Annotated in this window: 18 protein-coding genes; 11 read left to right on the top strand and 7 right to left on the bottom strand. The window is 69.0% G+C overall.

Going from position 1 to position 17,802, the window contains the following annotated elements:
* Positions 1-69: 69 nt before the first annotated feature.
* Genes ABDJ40_RS16545 through rsgA form a run of 3 tightly spaced genes read left to right on the top strand, consistent with a single transcriptional unit; the run spans position 70 to position 2,665 of the window.
* A complete protein-coding gene (locus ABDJ40_RS16545; RefSeq protein ID WP_430765652.1) occupies positions 70-1,398 on the top strand; it encodes a M48 family metallopeptidase in 1,329 nt (442 codons plus the stop codon).
* Positions 1,395-1,724: a 4a-hydroxytetrahydrobiopterin dehydratase gene (locus ABDJ40_RS16540; RefSeq protein ID WP_347611473.1), complete on the top strand. Its 330-nt coding sequence runs from the start codon at positions 1,395-1,397 to the stop codon at positions 1,722-1,724. Before ABDJ40_RS16545 ends, ABDJ40_RS16540 begins: the two co-directional genes overlap by 4 nt.
* Positions 1,682-2,665, top strand: coding sequence for a ribosome small subunit-dependent GTPase A (gene rsgA, locus ABDJ40_RS16535; protein WP_430765654.1), 984 nt, complete (start codon positions 1,682-1,684; stop codon positions 2,663-2,665). Before ABDJ40_RS16540 ends, rsgA begins: the two co-directional genes overlap by 43 nt.
* An 11-nt stretch (positions 2,666-2,676) precedes the next feature.
* On the opposite strand, the gene ABDJ40_RS16530 is transcribed toward rsgA, so the two are convergent.
* The 4 genes from ABDJ40_RS16530 to ABDJ40_RS16515 all read right to left on the bottom strand — a co-directional run bounded on the left by ABDJ40_RS16530 (position 2,677) and on the right by ABDJ40_RS16515 (position 5,351).
* Positions 2,677-2,991 carry a hypothetical protein gene (locus ABDJ40_RS16530; RefSeq protein WP_347611472.1) on the bottom strand — a complete coding sequence of 105 codons (315 nt, stop codon included), beginning with the start codon at positions 2,989-2,991 and terminating at the stop codon, positions 2,677-2,679.
* A gap of 29 nt (positions 2,992-3,020) precedes the next feature.
* Complete coding sequence (locus ABDJ40_RS16525; RefSeq protein WP_430765651.1) at positions 3,021-3,800, bottom strand: SDR family oxidoreductase; 780 nt, start codon at positions 3,798-3,800, stop codon at positions 3,021-3,023.
* A 57-nt stretch (positions 3,801-3,857) separates the two neighbouring features.
* Entirely contained in the window at positions 3,858-4,145 is a 288-nt protein-coding gene (locus tag ABDJ40_RS16520; protein ID WP_269633561.1) for a hypothetical protein, read from the bottom strand.
* Positions 4,146-4,286: 141 nt separating this feature from the next.
* A complete protein-coding gene (locus ABDJ40_RS16515) occupies positions 4,287-5,351 on the bottom strand; it encodes a 6-phosphofructokinase (RefSeq protein WP_347611471.1) in 1,065 nt (354 codons plus the stop codon).
* 141 nt (positions 5,352-5,492) lie between these two features.
* On the opposite strand from ABDJ40_RS16515, the gene ABDJ40_RS16510 reads away from it, so the two are divergent.
* Positions 5,493-5,915, top strand: a complete 423-nt coding sequence (locus tag ABDJ40_RS16510) for a response regulator (RefSeq protein ID WP_347611470.1) — start codon at positions 5,493-5,495, stop codon at positions 5,913-5,915.
* A 68-nt stretch (positions 5,916-5,983) separates the two neighbouring features.
* On the opposite strand, the gene ABDJ40_RS16505 is transcribed toward ABDJ40_RS16510, so the two are convergent.
* Complete coding sequence (locus ABDJ40_RS16505; RefSeq protein WP_347611469.1) at positions 5,984-6,658, bottom strand: hypothetical protein; 675 nt, start codon at positions 6,656-6,658, stop codon at positions 5,984-5,986.
* A gap of 181 nt (positions 6,659-6,839) precedes the next feature.
* Here ABDJ40_RS16505 and ABDJ40_RS16500 point away from each other — a divergent pair, with 181 nt between their 5' ends.
* The 3 genes from ABDJ40_RS16500 to ABDJ40_RS16490 are packed head-to-tail and all read left to right on the top strand — an operon-like array spanning position 6,840 to position 9,898.
* On the top strand, positions 6,840-7,400 hold the full coding sequence (locus ABDJ40_RS16500; RefSeq protein WP_269633557.1) for a YaeQ family protein: 561 nt from the start codon (positions 6,840-6,842) through the stop codon (positions 7,398-7,400).
* Between the two features lie 59 nt (positions 7,401-7,459).
* Positions 7,460-9,622 carry a prolyl oligopeptidase family serine peptidase gene (locus ABDJ40_RS16495; protein WP_347611468.1) on the top strand — a complete coding sequence of 721 codons (2,163 nt, stop codon included), beginning with the start codon at positions 7,460-7,462 and terminating at the stop codon, positions 9,620-9,622.
* A 15-nt stretch (positions 9,623-9,637) separates the two neighbouring features.
* Entirely contained in the window at positions 9,638-9,898 is a 261-nt protein-coding gene (locus ABDJ40_RS16490) for a GNAT family N-acetyltransferase (protein ID WP_347611467.1), read from the top strand.
* A 70-nt stretch (positions 9,899-9,968) separates the two neighbouring features.
* On the opposite strand, the gene ABDJ40_RS16485 is transcribed toward ABDJ40_RS16490, so the two are convergent.
* Entirely contained in the window at positions 9,969-11,669 is a 1,701-nt protein-coding gene (locus ABDJ40_RS16485) for a long-chain fatty acid--CoA ligase (RefSeq protein ID WP_347611466.1), read from the bottom strand.
* 247 nt (positions 11,670-11,916) lie between these two features.
* Here ABDJ40_RS16485 and argG point away from each other — a divergent pair, with 247 nt between their 5' ends.
* The 3 genes from argG to ABDJ40_RS16470 are packed head-to-tail and all read left to right on the top strand — an operon-like array spanning position 11,917 to position 16,059.
* Positions 11,917-13,251 carry an argininosuccinate synthase gene (gene argG / locus ABDJ40_RS16480; RefSeq protein WP_347611465.1) on the top strand — a complete coding sequence of 445 codons (1,335 nt, stop codon included), beginning with the start codon at positions 11,917-11,919 and terminating at the stop codon, positions 13,249-13,251.
* Positions 13,252-13,253: 2 nt separating this feature from the next.
* On the top strand, positions 13,254-13,802 hold the full coding sequence (locus tag ABDJ40_RS16475) for a putative pterin-binding protein (RefSeq protein ID WP_347611464.1): 549 nt from the start codon (positions 13,254-13,256) through the stop codon (positions 13,800-13,802).
* 4 nt (positions 13,803-13,806) lie between these two features.
* Complete coding sequence (locus ABDJ40_RS16470; RefSeq protein WP_347611463.1) at positions 13,807-16,059, top strand: ATP-binding protein; 2,253 nt, start codon at positions 13,807-13,809, stop codon at positions 16,057-16,059.
* 12 nt (positions 16,060-16,071) lie between these two features.
* Here the strand turns inward: ABDJ40_RS16470 and murB are convergent, their stop codons facing one another.
* The gene (murB, locus tag ABDJ40_RS16465) at positions 16,072-17,151 is read right to left on the bottom strand and encodes a UDP-N-acetylmuramate dehydrogenase (protein WP_347611508.1); all 1,080 of its coding nucleotides are present in this window, start codon (positions 17,149-17,151) and stop codon (positions 16,072-16,074) included.
* Between the two features lie 76 nt (positions 17,152-17,227).
* On the opposite strand from murB, the gene ABDJ40_RS16460 reads away from it, so the two are divergent.
* Positions 17,228-17,722 carry a YajQ family cyclic di-GMP-binding protein gene (locus ABDJ40_RS16460; protein WP_269633550.1) on the top strand — a complete coding sequence of 165 codons (495 nt, stop codon included), beginning with the start codon at positions 17,228-17,230 and terminating at the stop codon, positions 17,720-17,722.
* The last annotated feature ends 80 nt before the right edge of the window (positions 17,723-17,802 follow it).

Genomic DNA, 17,802 nt, shown 5'->3' with positions numbered 1-17,802 from the left:
GTGTGTACGGGAATGAAGCTGGGGCCGAAAAGGGCAAGCCGCCATTGTCGCAGGCCTACACTTGGCGCCATGCAAACTGCCGCCCTGTCCTCCCCGCTGCAAGCCTGGCTGCCGCCCCTGCCGGCGCCGCTGATGAGCACCCTGCTCGCCGCCGCCCTGGCCCTGAGCCTGCTGCTCAAGCTCTGGCTGGCCAGCCGCCAGGTGCGCCATGTGCGCCAGCACCGCGGCACCGTGCCGCCCGCCTTTGCCGCCAGCGTGCCGCTGGCGGCCCATCAGAAGGCTGCCGACTACACCGCGGCCAACACGGCCTTCGGCATGCTGAGCCTCGCCATCTCCAGCGCCCTGCTGATCGGCTGGACGCTGCTGGGCGGGCTCAACGCCCTCAATGAATGGGTGCAGGACCACACCCTGCAGCGTTTCGGCCCCCTGGCCTACCAGCTGGCCCTGCTGACGGCCTTCACGCTGATCGGCGGGCTGCTGGACCTGCCGCTGTCGCTCTATCACACCTTCCGCCTGGAGCAGCGCTTCGGCTTCAACCGCACCACGCTGGCGCTGTACCTCGCCGACCTGGTCAAGGGCGTGGGGGTGGGCGCGCTGATCGGCCTGCCCATCGCCGCGCTGATCCTGTGGTTGATGGGCACGGCCGGCCCGATGTGGTGGCTGTGGGCCTGGGGCGCCTGGGTGGGCTTCAACCTGCTGATCATGGTGCTGTACCCCACGGTCATCGCCCCGATGTTCAACAAGTTCGAGCCCCTGCAGGACGAGCTGCTCAAGGGCCGCGTCGAGGCCCTGATGGCGCGCTGCGGCTTCGCGGCCAAGGGCCTCTTCGTGATGGACGGCAGCCGGCGCTCGGCGCATGGCAACGCCTACTTCACCGGCATCGGCGCGGCCAAGCGGGTGGTCTTCTTCGACACCCTGCTGCAGCGCCTGCACCCCGGCGAGGTGGAGGCCGTGCTGGCGCACGAGCTGGGCCACTTCAAGCATCGCCATGTGCTCAAGCGCATGGTCGGCGCCTTCGCCCTGAGCCTGCTGGGCTTCGCCCTGCTGGGCTGGCTGAGCACCCAGGTGGGCTTCTACCTGGGCCTGGGCGTGCAGCCCAACATGGCCGCGCCGAACGACGCCCTGGCCCTGCTGCTCTTCCTGCTGGTGCTGCCGGTCTTCAGCTTCTTCTTCACACCCCTCGCTGCCCAGCGCTCGCGGCGCGACGAGTTCCAGGCCGACGCCTACGCCTGCGCCCAGTCCAGCGGCCGGGATCTCAGCAACGCCCTGCTCAAGCTGCACGAGGACAATGCCGGCACCCTGACCCCGGATCCGGTCTACGCCGGCTTCTACTATTCCCACCCCCCGGCCAGCGAACGCCTGGCCGCCATCGAACGCCTCAGCCCCCGCACCGCATGAACCTGCTGCTCGCCCAATGCGCCCCCCAGTCCACCGCCCTGCCCGAGGCCGAACTCGGCGACTGGCTGGCCCAGGCCCCCGGCTGGCTGCCTGACGCGACCCACAAGGCCATCGCCCGCCGCTACGTCTTCGACAACTACTACCAGGTCATGGCCTTCGCCAACGCGGTGGCCGAGATCGCCCATGCCCAGGACCACCACCCGGACATGGTGCTCAGCTACAACGTGGCCACGGTCAGCTTCAGCACGCACTCGGTGCAGGGGCTCAGCGTGAACGACTTCATCTGCGCCGCCCAGGTCAGCGCCCTGCCCGAGGCCCAACCGTGAGTGGTGGCCGATTCAAGGGCGGCGCCGCGCCCGACAAGCGCGGGGCCGGGCTGGACCTGGGCCTGGTGGTGCGCGGTCATGGCCGGCACTACATCGTCGAAGACAGCGAGGGCCGCCGCCGCGTCTGCCATCCGCGCGGCAAGAAAAGCGACTGCGTGGTGGGGGACCAGGTCCGCTGGGCCGAGGTCAGTGCCGACGAAGGCGTGATCGAGGCCGTGGAGCCGCGCCGCAACCTGCTCTTTCGCCAGGATGAATGGAAGACCAAGAGCTTCGCGGCCAACCTGGACCAGCTGCTGGTGCTGGTGGCGGTGGAGCCCGTGTTCTCGGAATCGCAGCTGGCGCGGGCGCTCATTGCCGCCGAGAGCGCGGGCATCAGCGCGCGTGTGGCCCTCAACAAGACCGACCTGCCCGGCGTGGCCGCCCAGCGCGAGCGCCTGCAGCCTTACCGGGACATGGGCCTCACCGTGATGGAGCTGGCCCTGCGCGAATCGCCCGAAGCCTCGGCCGAGGCGCTGCGCCCCTGGCTGCAGGGCAAGCGCACCTTCGTGCTGGGCCCCAGCGGCACCGGCAAGAGCACGCTGATCAATCTGCTGATCCCCGATGCCCAGGCCCAGGTGGGCGACATCTCCCAGGCCCTCAACTCAGGCCGGCACACCACCACCACGACCCAGTGGTACTGGATGGACGCGGCCCGCGAAACCGCCCTGATCGATTCACCGGGCTTCCAGGAATTCGGCCTGCGCCAGATCGAGCCGGCCCAGCTGCCGCTGCTCATGCCGGACCTGCGCCGGCACGCCGGCGGCTGCCGCTTCTACAACTGCACCCATCTGCACGAGCCGGGCTGCGGCGTGCGGGCCGCGCTGGAAGCCGGCGAGATCAGTGCCTCGCGCTACCGCATCTACGGCGAGATTTTCGAGGAGCTCAGCAGCAAGCGCTGGTGAGCCCAGCGAGCTCAGGGCGACTGAGGCGGCAGTGCCGGGCGGCCGCCGGCTTCGGCGCCCTCGCCCACCACGCGGGCCTCGATGTCCACCACGTCCGCCGGCGGTGTGCGGCGGGCCGGCCCCGGGCCAAAGCCCTGGCCGGCGCGGAAGGCCCGCGCCCGCGCGAAGCCGGACAGGTCCACCGCCGGCTTGCGACCGCGGATCAGGCTCCACAGGCCCACGCCCAGCAGGGTCGCCAGCGCCAGCGCCATCAGACCCAGCACCAGGATGGCCGTCGCCACGGCCAGCACCAGGCGCAGCAGCAGGGAAATCAGGGCAGAGAACACACCAGTTCCTTTCGAGGACAAGCTTCCGCTCAACCGCGCCCAATGTAAGGCATGCGGTTGGCCATGAGGGTCATGAAGGGCACGTTGACGGACAGGGGCAGCTGGGCCAGGTGCACCAGGGTGTCGGCCACCTGCTGCACGTCCATCGTGGCCTCCACCGCGATGCTGCCATTGGCCTGGCGCACGCCCTGCTGCATGGGCCGGGCCATCTCGGTGGCGGCGTTGCCGATGTCGATCTGGCCCACCGCGATGTCGAACTCCCGGCCGTCCAGGCTCAGGGCCTTGGTCAGGCCGGTGATGGCGTGCTTGGTGGCGGTGTAGGGCGCCGAGTTCGGGCGCGGCGTGTGGGCCGCGATCGAGCCGTTGTTGATGATGCGGCCGCCGCGCGGCTCCTGCCGCTTCATCAGCCCGAAGGCGGCCTGGGCGCAGAGGAAACTGCCGGTGAGATTGACGTCCACCACGGACTGCCACTGCTCGAAGGAGAGTTCGTCCACCGGCAGCGGCGGGGCGCTGAGCCCGGCGTTGTTGAAAAGCAGGTCCAGGCGACCGAAGCGCCGCTCCACATCGGCAAAGAGCGCCTTCACCGCAGCGGCGTCGGCCACATTGCAGGGGCTCACCAGGCAGCACGCGGGCTCGGCGGCGGCGGCCTGCGTCTCGCGCAGGGCGTCTTCACGGCGGCCCACCAGCACCAGCTGCCAGCCGGCCTGTGCCAGCCCGAGGGCGGCGGCGCGGCCGATGCCGCTGCCGGCGCCGGTGACAAGGGCAATCCGGGGACCGGATGCAGAAAGGTCGGACTGAGGCATGTTCATGGGAGGCTGGAAGCGGCCGGTCCACTCGACCGACGCGGCATCATAGTCAGCCCACGCTCATTGCGTCAGCGCGGTGCCTTCGGGCTCGGCATGGGCCAGCTGGACATCGGCGGCATCGGCACGGCGGCCGCTGATCACCACCGTGGGCAGCTGCTCGACCTGCATGCGCTTGCCGCTCACCTCGACCCGCGGCAGCACCTGCACCACCGCCTTGGCCGGCAGGGCGGCCTGGCTGGGCAGCGCCATCAGGGCGCCGATCGTGAGTCCCAGCAACAGGCCGCTGCCCAGGGCCAGGCGGCGGATCGGGGCATAGCGGTCATAGCAGGGGATGGTCACGGGCTTCATGGGAACCTCCTGGGGCAAGCGGGCAAGTGCTTTCTGGTCTGCGATGGACGCACTGTGCCCAGCCGGCCCCGGCCTTCCAAGCCGCGCGGGACGGGTTGCCGATCAGCCGCGATGAACTGCAGCGACGGCCGATGAACGGGTTTACCCTAGGAAGACGCCCAGCTCCCGAGCCACCTGCAGGCGCTCGTGGTCCAGGGGCACGCAGCGGTTCTGGCCCGCCACCTCGCCCAGGCCCACATCCACGCAGCGGTCGCCCTGCAGGGCCACCATGCGGCCGAACTGCCCGCGCATCACCAGGCCGGCCGCCGCCACGCCGAAGCGGGTGGCGAGCACCCGGTCAAAAGCCGTGGGCGAACCGCCGCGCTGCAGGTGGCCCAGCAGGGTGCAGCGGATCTCCACCTCGCTGCCCAGCTGGGCTTCCAGGTCCCCCATCAGCCGCTGGCCGATGCCGCCCAGACGCAGCGGGTCCGGGCTGTCGTCGAGCTGGCGCTGGATCACCCATTCGCCGCCCAGAGCCTTGGCGCCTTCGGCCACGCACAGCAAGGCAAAGCCCTGCTCGTGGGCGCGCTGGCGCGCAAAGGCGGCGAGGTGGTCGAGCTGGTAGCTCTGCTCCGGGATCAGGATGGCGTCCGCGCCGCCCGCCAGGCCGCCCTCCAGCGCGATCCAGCCGGCGTAGCGGCCCATGGTCTCGACGATCATCAGCCGGCCATGGCTGCGCGCCGTGGTCTGAAGCCGGCCCAGGGCCTCGCTGACCACCGTGACGGCGGAGTCGAAGCCGAAGCTGCGCTCGTTGAGCATCAGGTCGTTGTCGATGGTCTTGGGCACGCCCACGACCGGCACGCCCAGGCGGGCGAAGCGCTCCGCGATGGTCATGGTGCCGTCGCCACCGATGACCACGAGCGCGTCGATGTTCTGGCGCCCCAGGAAGTCCAGCGCATGGCCGGAGCAGTCGGCGCCGCCGGCGCCGAAGTAGTGAAAGGGGTCGGCCCGGTTGTGGGTGCCCAGGATGGTGCCGCCCTCGGCGATCAGGCCGCGCACGGTGGGCGCGTCCAGTGAGCGGCAGCGGCCATCCAGCAGGCCCAGGAAGCCGCGCTCGATGCCGGTGACCGTGGCACCGCAGCGTTCGATGAGAGCCAGCGTGACCGCGCGGATCACCGCGTTGAGTCCGGGGCAGTCCCCGCCACCTGTCAGAATCCCGATATGCATTGCTGAGACCTCGCTGCTGTGATGCTGCCACGGCCGGCCCCCGGGACCGGTCCTGCATGGTGTCCCCGATTCCCGGGGGCCAGGTCTTGCCCTGGGTCAAGATAGTGCCATGCCGGGCCCACAATGCGGAAACGTAACACCATGACCGCCTCGATGATGCCCGACTCCGCTCCCGATGCTGCTGCCAGCGAGTTGCCTCGCCTGCTCTATGTCGAGGACAACCCCATCAACATGCTGATCGTCGAGGAGCTGGTCAACAAGCGCGGCGGCATCACCCTGTTCGGCGCCGAGACCGTGGCCGAGGGGCTACAGCAGGCCGCAAAACTCCAGCCTCGCCTCATTCTGGTGGACATGCAGCTGCCCGATGGCGACGGCCACCAGCTGCTGCAGGCCCTGCGCGCCGGCGCCTCGACGGCGACCATTCCGTGCGTGGCGCTGTCGGCCAATGCCATGCCCGAGGATGTGCGCCGGGCCACCGAGGCAGGCTTTGCCGACTACTGGACCAAGCCCATCGACTTCAAGATCTTCCTGGCCGGGCTGGACCGCTTCTACGGCGCGCGCTGAGCGCCACGGCCTCATGAAAAAAGGCGCCGCACCCGCGAGGGTCGGCGCCTTGTTCCTGGCGGGCTGGCTTACTTGCCGGCAGCCGCAGCGGCGGCCTGTTCCTTCTTGATCGCGATCTCGTCGGCCTCGTCATAGGCCTTGTTGCCACAGGCCTTCTTCCAGCCGTCGACGGCGTCGAGGTGGTCCAGGCTGCGGGTCTCGAGATCCTTGCCGGTCTTGTTGAACTTCTCGATGGCGGCGTCGAAGGCCTTGGCCTTGGCCATGTACTCGTCCTTGTTCTTGTTGTGGGCCTCGATCTTGGCGTCATTGGCCTTGGCACGGGCGTTGTAGCCGTCAATGGCAGCCTTCTGTTCGCCGCGGCTCATCTCGGGCAGCTTGACCTTCAGTTCCTCGTTGGACTTGATCAGCTCGGCCTGCTCGGCCTTGATGGCGCTGGCGTTGGCGTCGATGGCCTCGCCTTCCTTGGTGAGCTGCTCCTTCTCGCTCATCAGGCGCTCGCGCTCCTTCTTGTAGTCGGCCTCAGCGGCCAGCACGGCCTTGGCCTCGGCGTCGTTGCTGGCCTGCTTGTTGAGGCAGGCACGCAGCTCGTCGCGCGTCATCAGCTTCTGCTTGGGCTTGTCCACCACCGGGCGGCTGACCTTGTTGTTCTTGGGGTCGACCTTGGCATTGGGATTGACGGTCTGGGCGGAGGCCAGGACCGGCAGGAGGGCGGCCAGGCAGACGGAGAGGAGGATTCGTTTCATGGCAGTACGGGCTGATGCTGAAGTACAGCAAAGGACGCGCCGGCTGGCGCAAAGCCGGAATCATGCCACGAGCCGCCGCCACGCCTGGCCGGGGATAATCCGCCCCTTTCGCCCGCGATCGCCCGCGAAACCCCAAACCCCGAGGCAGGCCCCGCGGCGCTGCCCCTCTCGAGATTTCCCCATGGCACTCAAGGCAACCATCTACAAGGCCCTGCTCAACATCGCCGACATGGACCGCCATGTCTACGGCGAGCACCACCTCACCATCGCCAAGCATCCCAGCGAGACCGACGAGCGCATGATGCTGCGCGTGCTGGCCTATGCCCTGAACGTGCCGGCGGACGAGATGCGCGGCCGGCTGGAGTTCACCAAGGGCCTGTCCGAGGTCGACGACCCCGACCTGTGGCAGCTGGACCTGACCGGCGAAGTGGTGCACTGGATCGACCTCGGCCAACCCGACGAGCGCCGCCTCATGAAGGCCCATGGTCGCGCCGAACGCGTCACCCTCTATTGCTATGCGGCCAGCACGCCGATCTGGTGGGCCGGCATCGAGAGCAAGCTCACGCGGGCACCGAAGCTGGCGGTCTGGCAGATCAGCGCCGAGGAGACGCAGGCCCTGGCCGCCTTCGCCGAACGCAGCATGCAGCTACAGATCAGCATCCAGGACGGGCAGGTATACGTCTCCACGCCTTCGCGTCAATTGGAGATTCACCCCCATGCCCTTAAGCACCCTACGGCCTGAGGGCTAGACTCCGGCCCGGCTGCCAGGAGGGCGGCCCGAACAACAATGCCGGAGAAGCGATGAAGACCTTGGACCTGCTGCGCCTGAAGCGCCGCCAACTGACCACCCTGGGAGCCGCCGTGAGCCTTGCCGCCGCCCTGCTGCCGGGTGCGCTGCATGCCGCCGAGGCGGCCAGCGCCCCTGAACCCGCCGACCCCCACCAGTGGCTGGAAGAGGTGCTGGGCGAGAAGCCGCTCGCCTGGGTCAAGGAACGCAACGAGGCCAGCTTCAAGGTGCTCAAGGCACGGCCCGAGTTCAACCCCATCCGCCAGGACCTGCTGGGCGTGCTCAATGCGCGCGACCGCATTCCGGGCGTGAGCCGCATGGGCGGCTTCCTCTACAACCTCTGGCAGGACGAGCAGCACAAGCGCGGCCTGTGGCGCCGCACCACGCTGGCCGAGTACCAGAAGGCCGATCCCGCCTGGGAAACGGTGCTGGACCTCGACGCCCTGGGCGCCGCCGAAGGTGAGAGCTGGGTCTTCCACGGCGCGCAGTGCCTGGGCCCCAGCTACCGCCGCTGCATGGTCAACCTCTCGCGCGGCGGTTCGGACGCCCAGGTCAGCCGCGAGTTCGACACCGTCACCAAGCAGTTCATCAAGGGTGGCTTCGCGCTGCCCGAGGCCAAGAGCCAGCTGACCTGGCTGGACGAGAACACCCTCTTCGTGGGCACCGACTTCGGCCCCGGCAGCCTGACGGACTCCGGCTATCCCCGCGTCATCAAGCAATGGAAGCGCGGCACGCCCCTGAGCGACGCGCGGACCGTCTTCGAGGGCGAGGCCAAGGACGTGGCCGCCAGCGTGCTGGTGGACCGCACGCCGGGCCACCAGCGCGTGCTCTTCCAGCGCGCCCTGGACTTCTACACCAGCAGCAGCTTCCTGCTGCAGGGTGGCAAGCTGGTGAAGCTGGAGATTCCGGACGATGTCGAGTCCGGCTTCTGGGGCCCCTGGATGCTGCTCAAGCCGCGCAATGACTGGACCGTCGCCGGCGGCACATTCAAGAGCGGCTCCCTGCTGATCACCGACCTCAAGGCCTACCAGCGCGGTGAGCGCAAGTTCAAGGTGCTCTTCCAGCCCACGGCCACGCGCTCGCTGTCGGGCTACAGCCTGACCCGCAGCCGCGTGCTGCTGTCGGTCATCGACCAGGTCGCCAGCAAGCTCGAGGAGTGGGACTTCAGCAAGGCCCAGGCTCCGCAGCACCGCGAGGTCAAGGCGCCCTTCCCCGGCGCCCTGCACACCGGCGCGCTGTACGACAGCGAGCTGCCCAAGGACGAGCTGGCCGAGCGCTACTTCCTCTACTACACCGACTTCCTCACGCCCGACACCCTCTTCCTGGCCCGCACCGGCAGCGACGAGCGCCAGGTGCTGAAGTCCCGCCAGGCCCAGTTTGACGCGGCCGGGCTGCGCGCCGAGCAGCGCTTCGCCATCAGCAAGGACGGCACCCGCGTGCCCTACTTCGTGATCTGGCCCAAGGGCGCCACGGCGGACGGCAGCAACCCCACGCTGCTGTACGGCTACGGCGGCTTCGAGGTCTCGCTGCAGCCGGGCTACTCCGGTGGTCGCGGCCGCGCCTGGCTGAGCCGGGGCGGCGTCTACGTGCTGGCCAACATCCGCGGCGGCGGCGAGTTCGGCCCGGCCTGGCACCAGGCCGCCATCAAGGCCAACAAGCAACGCAGCTACGAGGACTTCATCGCCGTGGCCGAGGACCTGGTGAAGGCGAAGATCACCTCGCCCCGCCATCTGGGCATCATGGGCGGCAGCAACGGCGGCCTGCTGATGGGCGCCACCTTCACGCAGCGCCCGGACCTCTTCAATGCCGTGGTCTGCCAGGTCCCCCTGCTGGACATGCGCCGCTTCCACAAGCTGCTGGCCGGCGCCTCCTGGATGGCCGAGTACGGCAACCCGGACGATGCCAAGGACTGGGAAGTGATCCGCCAGTACAGCCCGTACCACAACGTCAGCAAGGACAAGACCTACCCCAAGGTCTTCTTCACCACCTCGACGCGCGACGACCGGGTCCACCCCGGCCATGCCCGCAAGATGGTCGCCCGCATGACCGAGCTGGGTCACGAGGTCTACTACTACGAGAACACCGAGGGCGGTCACGGCGGTGCCGCTGACAACGAGCAGCGCGCCACGCTGCAGGCCCTGGAGTACAGCTACCTCTGGCAGCAACTGGGCCGCTGAAGCCCACGCAAGACCATGGACGTCCGGCACGACACCGCAGCGCAGCAGTTCTGGCTCGAACCCGAGCCCGGTCAGCGCTGCGTGCTGGACTACCAGCGCCAGGGCGACGCCGTGGTCTTCACCCACACCGGAGTGCCCCCGGCCCTGCAGGGTCGGGGCCTCGCGGCCCAGCTTGTCGCGGCCGGCCTGCAATGGGCCGGCGAGCAGCAGCTGCGGGTGATTCCCGCCTGCAGCTATGTGGCGAGCTATCTGCGCCGGCAGGGCCGCAGGGGCTGAGCCGGCGCACCGCCGGCGGGGTCAGGTCTGAACAGGGTCTGAGCAGGACCCGAGCGGGACCTGAACAGCGTCAGCGGGCTTCGTTCTCGCGCGCCTGCAGCACCCGCCACATCACCTTGCCCGCCCCGGACTTGGGCAGGGCCTCCACGAACTCCACGCTGCGCGGCACCTTGTAGGCCGCCATGTGCTCGCGCGCCCAGGCGATGAGGGCCTCCTCCGTCAGCGTCCCCCGGGCCTCGGCGCGGGGCACCACGATGGCCTTGACGGACTCGCCGCGGTAGGCGTCGCGGGTGGCGATCACGCAGGCCTCCTGCACGCCGGGATGCTGGAACAGCAGCAGCTCCACTTCCGAGGGCCAGACCTTGAAGCCGCTGGCATTGATCATGCGTTTCAGGCGGTCGGTGAGGAAGAAGTAGCCCTCTTCGTCCATGCGGCCGAGATCACCGGTGCGGAAGAAGCGGCGCCCCCCGATCTCGACAAAGGCCGCCGCCGTGGCCTCGGGCTGCTGCCAGTAGCCCTGGAACAGCATGGGGCCGGCGCTGATGATCTCGCCCACCTCGCCGGGAGGCAGCTCCTGCAGGGTGTCCGGGTCCACCACGCGCGAGTCCACCCCGAAGATGGGAATGCCCAGGCACTGCAGCTTGGCTCGCTCGGGCGGGTTGGCATGCGTGGGGGCGGCGGTCTCGGTGAGGCCATAGCCCTCCGCGAACTGCAGGCCGAACTCGTCGAGCAGGCGCTGCGCCACCGCCTGCGGCATGGCCGTGCCGCCGCCGCTGAGGTAGCGCAGGCTGCCGAGCTCGAAGCTGCGGTAGTTGGGGCTGGCGAAGAGGTCGATGATCATGGTGGGCACGCAGGTCCAGTGCGTGACGCCATGGCGCGAGATCGCCCGGCCGGCGAGCTCGCGGTCCCAGCGCGGCAGCAGCACCAGGGTCGAGCCGTAGTAGACCGGCGAGAGCACACCGTAGAGAAGGCCGGTGATGTGGAACATGGGCACCACGGCCAGGCTGACGGCCTCGGGCGAGGCCGATCCCCACAGGCCGCCGCCGCAGCAGTTGGCCATCAGGCTGCGATGCGTGTGCATGCAACCCTTGGGCAGGCCCGTGGTGCCCGAGGTGTAGGGCAGCAGGGCGAGGTCGTCGGGGCCACTCACGGCGGGCTGCGCGGGCGGTGCGGCCTGCAGGGCCTCCGTCCAGTGCGTCGCACCCGGCGGCAGCGGCGGCCGGGCGGTGAGCCACTCGCGAAGGGCCGGGCTGAAGCCTTCGTCCTGCGGAGGGCCGTCTGGCGGCAGAGCATCGGCGTAATGGAGGCCCAGCAGCACCGGAGCCTGCGCCAGGCCGGCCAGCGCCTGCTGCACGACGGGCGACAGATCCGCCGCGAACGCCAGGCCGCGCGCGCCGGAGTCGCTCAGCAGATGAGCCAGCTCCTCGGCCTTGTTCATCGGGTTGATGGGCACGACCACGGCATCGGCCCGCATGGCAGCGTAGAAGGCGACCAGGAACTGCGGGCAGTTCTGCATGTACAGCCCGATGCGGTCCCCCCGCTGCAGCCCCCGGGACTGCCACCAGCCCGCCAGCGCCTCGGCCTGCGCCTGCAGCTGTGCGTAGCTCATGGACGCGCCGCCATACAGCGTGACCGGCTTGGACGCAAAGCGCCGGGCGGCGACCTCCAGGTTGAACCACAGCGAGGTTTCCGGCAGCACCAGCTGCCGGGGCAGGCGCGGGGGCCAGTAGCGTTTTGCCTTGTGCATCGAGACCTGATCCGCCACGCTCATGCCGACTCTCCCGGGCACCGGCCCGCCTGCTGCATCTTGCCGAACTGCGGGCGGCAGGCTTGTCGCCGCGGCGACAAAGCCTGGCCCGTGCACGAATGCTGGATCTGCCAAGCGTCAAGCAATTGGCCGGCGGGGTGACTGATTTCACCCTCGATTTCGCAGAGAATAAACGGTCCAGACAAGTCCACAGGCTCCCGACCGTGCGCCGGGAGCGCAGCATCCGCGCACCTCCCATCCAGAAGCACCCATGTCCACGATTCTTCAGCAGATCCCCGCCGGCCAAAAGGTCGGCATCGCGTTCTCCGGCGGCCTCGACACCAGCGCCGCCCTGCACTGGATGCGTCAGAAGGGTGCGATTCCCTACGCCTACACCGCCAACCTCGGCCAGCCCGACGAGCCCGACTACGACGAGATCCCGCGCAAGGCCATGGCCTACGGCGCCGAGCTCGCCCGCCTGATCGACTGCCGCGCGCAGCTGGTCCACGAAGGCATCGCTGCCCTGCAGAGCGGCGCCTTCCACATCCACACCGGCGGCCTGATCTACTTCAACACCACCCCCATCGGCCGCGCCGTGACCGGCACCATGCTGGTGGCCGCCATGAAGGAAGACGACGTCAACATCTGGGGTGACGGCTCCACCTTCAAGGGCAATGACATCGAGCGCTTCTACCGCTACGGGCTGCTGACCAACCCCTCGCTGAAGATCTACAAGCCCTGGCTGGACCAGACCTTCATCGACGAGCTGGGCGGCCGCGCCGAGATGTCCGCCTTCATGCAGAAGGCCGGCTTCGCCTACAAGATGTCGGCCGAGAAGGCCTACTCCACCGACTCCAACCTGCTGGGCGCCACCCACGAGGCCAAGGACCTGGAGCACCTCGACTCCGGCATCAAGATCGTCAACCCCATCATGGGCGTGGCCTTCTGGCGTGAAGACGTCCAGATCAAGCCCGAGACCGTCACCGTGCGCTTCGAGGAAGGCATGCCCGTGGCCCTCAACGGCCAGGAGTTCAGCGACCCCGTCGCCCTGATGCTGGAAGCCAACCGCATCGGCGGCCGCCATGGCCTGGGCATGAGCGACCAGATCGAGAACCGCATCATCGAGGCCAAGAGCCGCGGCATCTACGAGGCCCCGGGCATGGCCCTGCTGCACATCGCCTACGAGCGCCTGGTGACCGGCATCCACAACGAAGACACCATCGAGCAGTACCGCATCAACGGCATGAAGCTGGGCCGCCTGCTCTACCAGGGCCGCTGGTTCGACCCGCAGGCCATCATGCTGCGCGAGTCGGCCCAGCGCTGGGTGGCCCGCGCCGTGACCGGCGAGGTGGCACTGGAACTGCGCCGCGGCAACGACTACTCGCTGCTGGACACCAAGAGCGCCAACCTGACCTACAAGCCCGAGCGCCTGTCGATGGAGAAGGTCGAGGACGCGCCCTTCTCGCCGGCCGACCGCATCGGCCAGCTGACCATGCGCAACCTGGACATCATCGACACCCGCGACAAGCTCATGACCTACAGCCAGGTCGGGCTGCTGACCCCGGGCTCGGGCGTCGCCCTGCCGCAGCTGAAGAACGAGGACTGATCATGCCGGGGCCGCGCCGCCTGTCTGTGCAGCCCGGTCTCCGCAGAGGCCTGGCGGCCTGCGCGGCCGCCAGCCTGCTGCTCGCCGGGCTGGGCCTGGGCGGGCCGGCGCTGGCACTGGACAGTCCCAAGGGCCGGGTGATCCTGACCATCAGCGGTTCGGGCCTCAAGGCCAACCAGGACGGCCGGGTGGCCCTGGACATGGACATGCTGGCCGCCCTGCCCCAGCGCAGCATCACGGTCAACACGCCCTGGTATCCGGACGCCCGCAAGTTCACCGGCCCGCTGCTGCGCGACGTGCTGGCACTGGCCGGGGCCCGCGGCAGCAGCATCGAGGCTTACGCGTTGAACGACTACCGGGTCAGCATCCCCATGGAGGACGTGCTGCAGCACCCGGTGATCCTCGCCCGGCTGATGGACGACCAGCCCATGTCCGTGCGGGACAAGGGCCCGCTGTTCATCATCTACCCCTTCGACGACGACCGGCGCCTGCGCACCAGCATCTACTACAGCCGCTGTGCCTGGCAGCTCAAGGCCCTGGAAATCCGCTGAGCGCATGGAGCCTGCACAACGCACGTACCGCCGCTGGCTGAACCTGCCCATGGCCATGGTGCTGGTGCTGCTGATGGCCCTGGGCGGCATGGGCTGGCTGCAGATCCGGCAGTACCAGCTGCTGGACGCCACCGAGCGCTACCAGGACGACTACCTCGTCTGGAGCCTCTTCCAGTTCGAGGCCGAGGCCCTGCGCCTGCGCCTGGTCATCGAGCAGATGCTGGGCTCCAGTCCCACGGTCGATGCCGACCAGGTCGTGCAGCGCTACGAGATCTTCGTCAGCCGCCTGAGCCTGATCGAGAGCGAGCACGCCACGCTGATTCTGCGCAAGCATCCGGACTACAAGCTCACCCTGGAGCGCACCCGCGCCTTCATCCGCTGGGCCGACGGCCTGCCGCTCAATGCCCGCCTGGTGACCGGGCAGCCCGAACGCCTGCGCGAGGTCCTGGACCGCCTGGAGTCGCTGGCAGACCCGATCCGCGAGCTCTCGCTGACCGCCTCTCACTTCGTTGCCGCCCAGGTGTCGGAACGCAATGCCGTGGTGCGGGACCACAACCGCACCGGCCTGCTGCTCAATGCCTTCCAGGTGGGCCTGGTGCTGCTGCTGTCCGCGCTGGTGCTGCGCCAGTTCGGCCGGCTGCGCGCCTATGCGCGTGCCCAGGGCGCGCAGGCCCGCCACCTGGCCCAGGCACAGGAGCAGGCCGAGGCAGGCAGCCGGGCCAAGAGCGTCTTCCTGGCCAATATGAGCCACGAGCTGCGCACGCCCATGCATGGCCTGCTGGGCATGCTGGCACTGCTCCAGGACAGCAAGCTGGACGCCCGCCAGCGCCAGCAACTGCAGGCCGCGGGCGATTCCGCGCGCCACCTGCTGGCCGTGCTCAACGACATCCTCGACGTCTCACGCATGGAGGCCGGCGGCGTGGACATCCGCCCCGAGCCCACCGAGCTGCCCGCCATGCTGCGCGAGCTCGAGGACGTCTGCTGGCCCCAGGCCCATGCCAAGGACTTGGCCCTGGACCTGCAGCTGCTGCCCGACGTCCCCCGCTGGGCGATGGCAGACCCGACGCGGCTGCGTCAGATCCTGTTGAATCTGCTGGGCAATGCCATCAAGTTCACCGAGCACGGCCGGGTCAGCTTGCTGGTGAGCCGCCAGCTCGACGCACTGGGCAACAACCTGCTGCGCTTCGAGGTGCGCGACACCGGCATCGGCATGGACTTGGCCACGCAGGCCCTGCTCTTCCAGCGCTTCAGCCGGGGCGATGCCAGCAGCTCGCGGCGCTTCGGTGGCACCGGCCTGGGCCTGGAGATCTCCCGCACCCTGGCCCGGGCCATGGGGGGTGACATCCAGGTGCAGTCCGCGCTGGGCCAGGGCTCGGTCTTCACGGTGGAGCTCAAGCTCAATGAATGCGAGCCCAACCATGCCGCCGTGCCGCCCTCCAGGCCCGACGCCGTGCCCCTGGCGGCCCTGCGCCAGCTGCGCATCCTGGTCTCCGAGGACAACGCCACGAACCGCCAGTTCCTAGAGGCGGTGCTGGAACGCCTGGGCCACAAGGCCGTCTTCTGCGAGAACGGTCTGCAGGCCGTCGAGCGCCTGCGCATGGAAGAGTTCGACATGGTCCTGATGGACCTGCACACCCCGGTGATGGACGGCCTGGAGGCCAGCCGGCAGATCCGCGCCATGGCGGCGCCCAAGGGGCAGATCCGCATCATCGCGCTGTCGGCCGATGCCTTCGACAGCACACGCCACCAGGCCCGCGAGGCCGGCATGGACGAGTTCCTGGCCAAGCCGCTGGGCATCCAGGAGCTCACGGTGGCCCTGAACCGCCAGCCCTGGGAGCAGGTGGATGCGCCTGCCGCCGGCCCGCTCGCCACGCCCCGTCCAGGCCCGTGCGCCGCGCTGGGTGTGGGGGAGGACGAGCTGGACGCACAAGTCATCGCCGAGCTGGGCCATCACCTCAGCGGCAAGGCCGTGGCGCAACTCTACGAGCGCTTCATCGCCGGCCTGCCGGAGATCGAGCAGCGCCTGGACGAAGGCCTGGCCGGCCCGCATCACACCCAGCTGCGCGAGCTGGCCCACGAGCTCAAGGGCGCGGCGGCCAATCTGGGCCTGCGCCTGTTGAGCCAGCCAGCGGCCGAACTGGAAGCCGCGGCCGGTGCAGAACGGCACGTGGACGTACTGCAGGCCATCGCCCGGCGCATCCGCCAGGCCATCGCGCGCTGCCGCGAGCTGTGCTCGCAGCCGCTGTTCAAGTCCTGATCAGACGACGAATCAGACGATCACCGGCTCGGGCTCCAGCCGGATGCCGAAGCGGCCGTAGACACTCTCCTGAATGGCCCGCGCCAGGGTCACCACCTCGGCCCCGCGGGCCTCGCCGCGGTTGACCAGCACGAGGGCCTGGCGTTCATACACCGCCGCGCCGCCCACGCTCTTGCCCTTCCAGCCGCAGGCATCGATCAGCCAGCCCGCGGCCAGCTTCACCGTGCCGTCGGGCATGGGGTAGTGCACGATGCCGGGGTCGCGGCCGATGATGTCCCGGCACTGCTCCTCGCTGACCACCGGGTTCTTGAAGAAGCTGCCGGCATTGCCGATCTGGCGCGGGTCGGGGAGCTTGGCCTGGCGGATCTGGCAGACCCAGTCGAAGATCTGCTTCGCGCTGGGCGCAGTGATGCCGGTCTCGGCCATCTTGCGCTCAAGGTCCAGGTAGCCCAGCTGCGGGATCCAGGGCTTGGGGCAGCGCAGCAGCACGCGGGTGATGACGCTCTTGCCGGCCAGGCCGCCGAAGCCGCTCTGCTTGAAGACGCTGTCCCGGTAGCCGAAGGCCAGCACGCTCGCCGGCAGGCGCACGGGCCGGCCGGTGATCAGGTCGATGACCTCCACCGCCTCGATGCGGTCCTTGATCTCGACGCCATAGGCCCCGATGTTCTGCACCGGCGCTGCGCCGGCCGTGCCCGGGATCAGGGCGAGGTTCTCCAGGCCCGGACAGCCCTGCTCCAGGCTCCAGCGCACCACCTCGTGCCAGGTCTCCCCGGCACCGACCTCCAGGATCCAGGCGTCCTCGCGCTCCTCGACCACGCGCTTGCCGAGGATCTCCATCTTCAGCACCAGGGCCTCGACGTCGCGCGTGAGCACGATATTGCTGCCCCCGCCCAGCACGAACTTGGGCGCGCGGCCCAGCTCGGGGTGGTCGATCACGCGGCGCAGGTCGGACTCGTGCCGGATGCGCACCAGGCGCTGGGCGGTGGCGGGCAGGCCGAAGCTGTTGTAGGGCCGCAGGTTCACGCCCTCCTCGACCACGAGGCTCGGGTTCGTCTGAATGGGGCGCTGACCCTCGTCCCGGGTGTTCGGCATCTCTTGTTGCATGGCAGAATTTTCCCAGATTCCCTTGCCGCTTCCGGCGAGGGCCCTTCCCTCAAGGATTCAAGAGATGCCAAGCTTCGACACCAAGCTGGAGCCCGACATGGTCAAGATCGGCCATGGCGTGGACAACAGCAAGAAGGAAATTGACACCCGCTTCGACTTCAAGGGCACCAGTGCCTCCGTCGAGCTCAAGAGCAAGGAAAAGGAAATCCACGCCGTCGGCGACAGCGATTTCCAGCTGGAGCAGATCGAGGCCGTGCTCTACAGCAAGCTGACCAAGCAGGGCGTGGTGATCAGCTTCCTGGACAAGAACGACAAGATCGAGAAGCTGGGCGGCGACAAGGTCCGCCAGGTCTACAAGATCCGCTCCGGCATCGACGCCGAGAACGCCAAGAAGATCAGCAACGCCATCAAGGCCAGCAAGCTCAAGGTCCAGAGCTCCATCCAGGGCGACGTCGTGCGCATCACCGGCAAGAACCGTGACGACCTCCAGCTGGCCATCGCCCAGCTGAAGAAGGACATGGCGGACCTGCCCCTGAGCTACGACAACTTCCGGGACTGAGCCCAGCTCCCCGCCTGCCGGGACCGCCGCGGCGGTCCCTTTGCTTCGCCGGCCGCGCGCCGGCCTCCCCCCGCACTGGA

Source organism: Roseateles flavus (assembly GCF_039872765.1).
GTDB classification, from domain to species: domain Bacteria; phylum Pseudomonadota; class Gammaproteobacteria; order Burkholderiales; family Burkholderiaceae_C; genus Roseateles_B; species Roseateles_B flavus.
The sequence above is the reverse complement of the archived record's forward strand: the minus strand, read 5'-3'. Positions and strand labels throughout refer to the sequence as shown.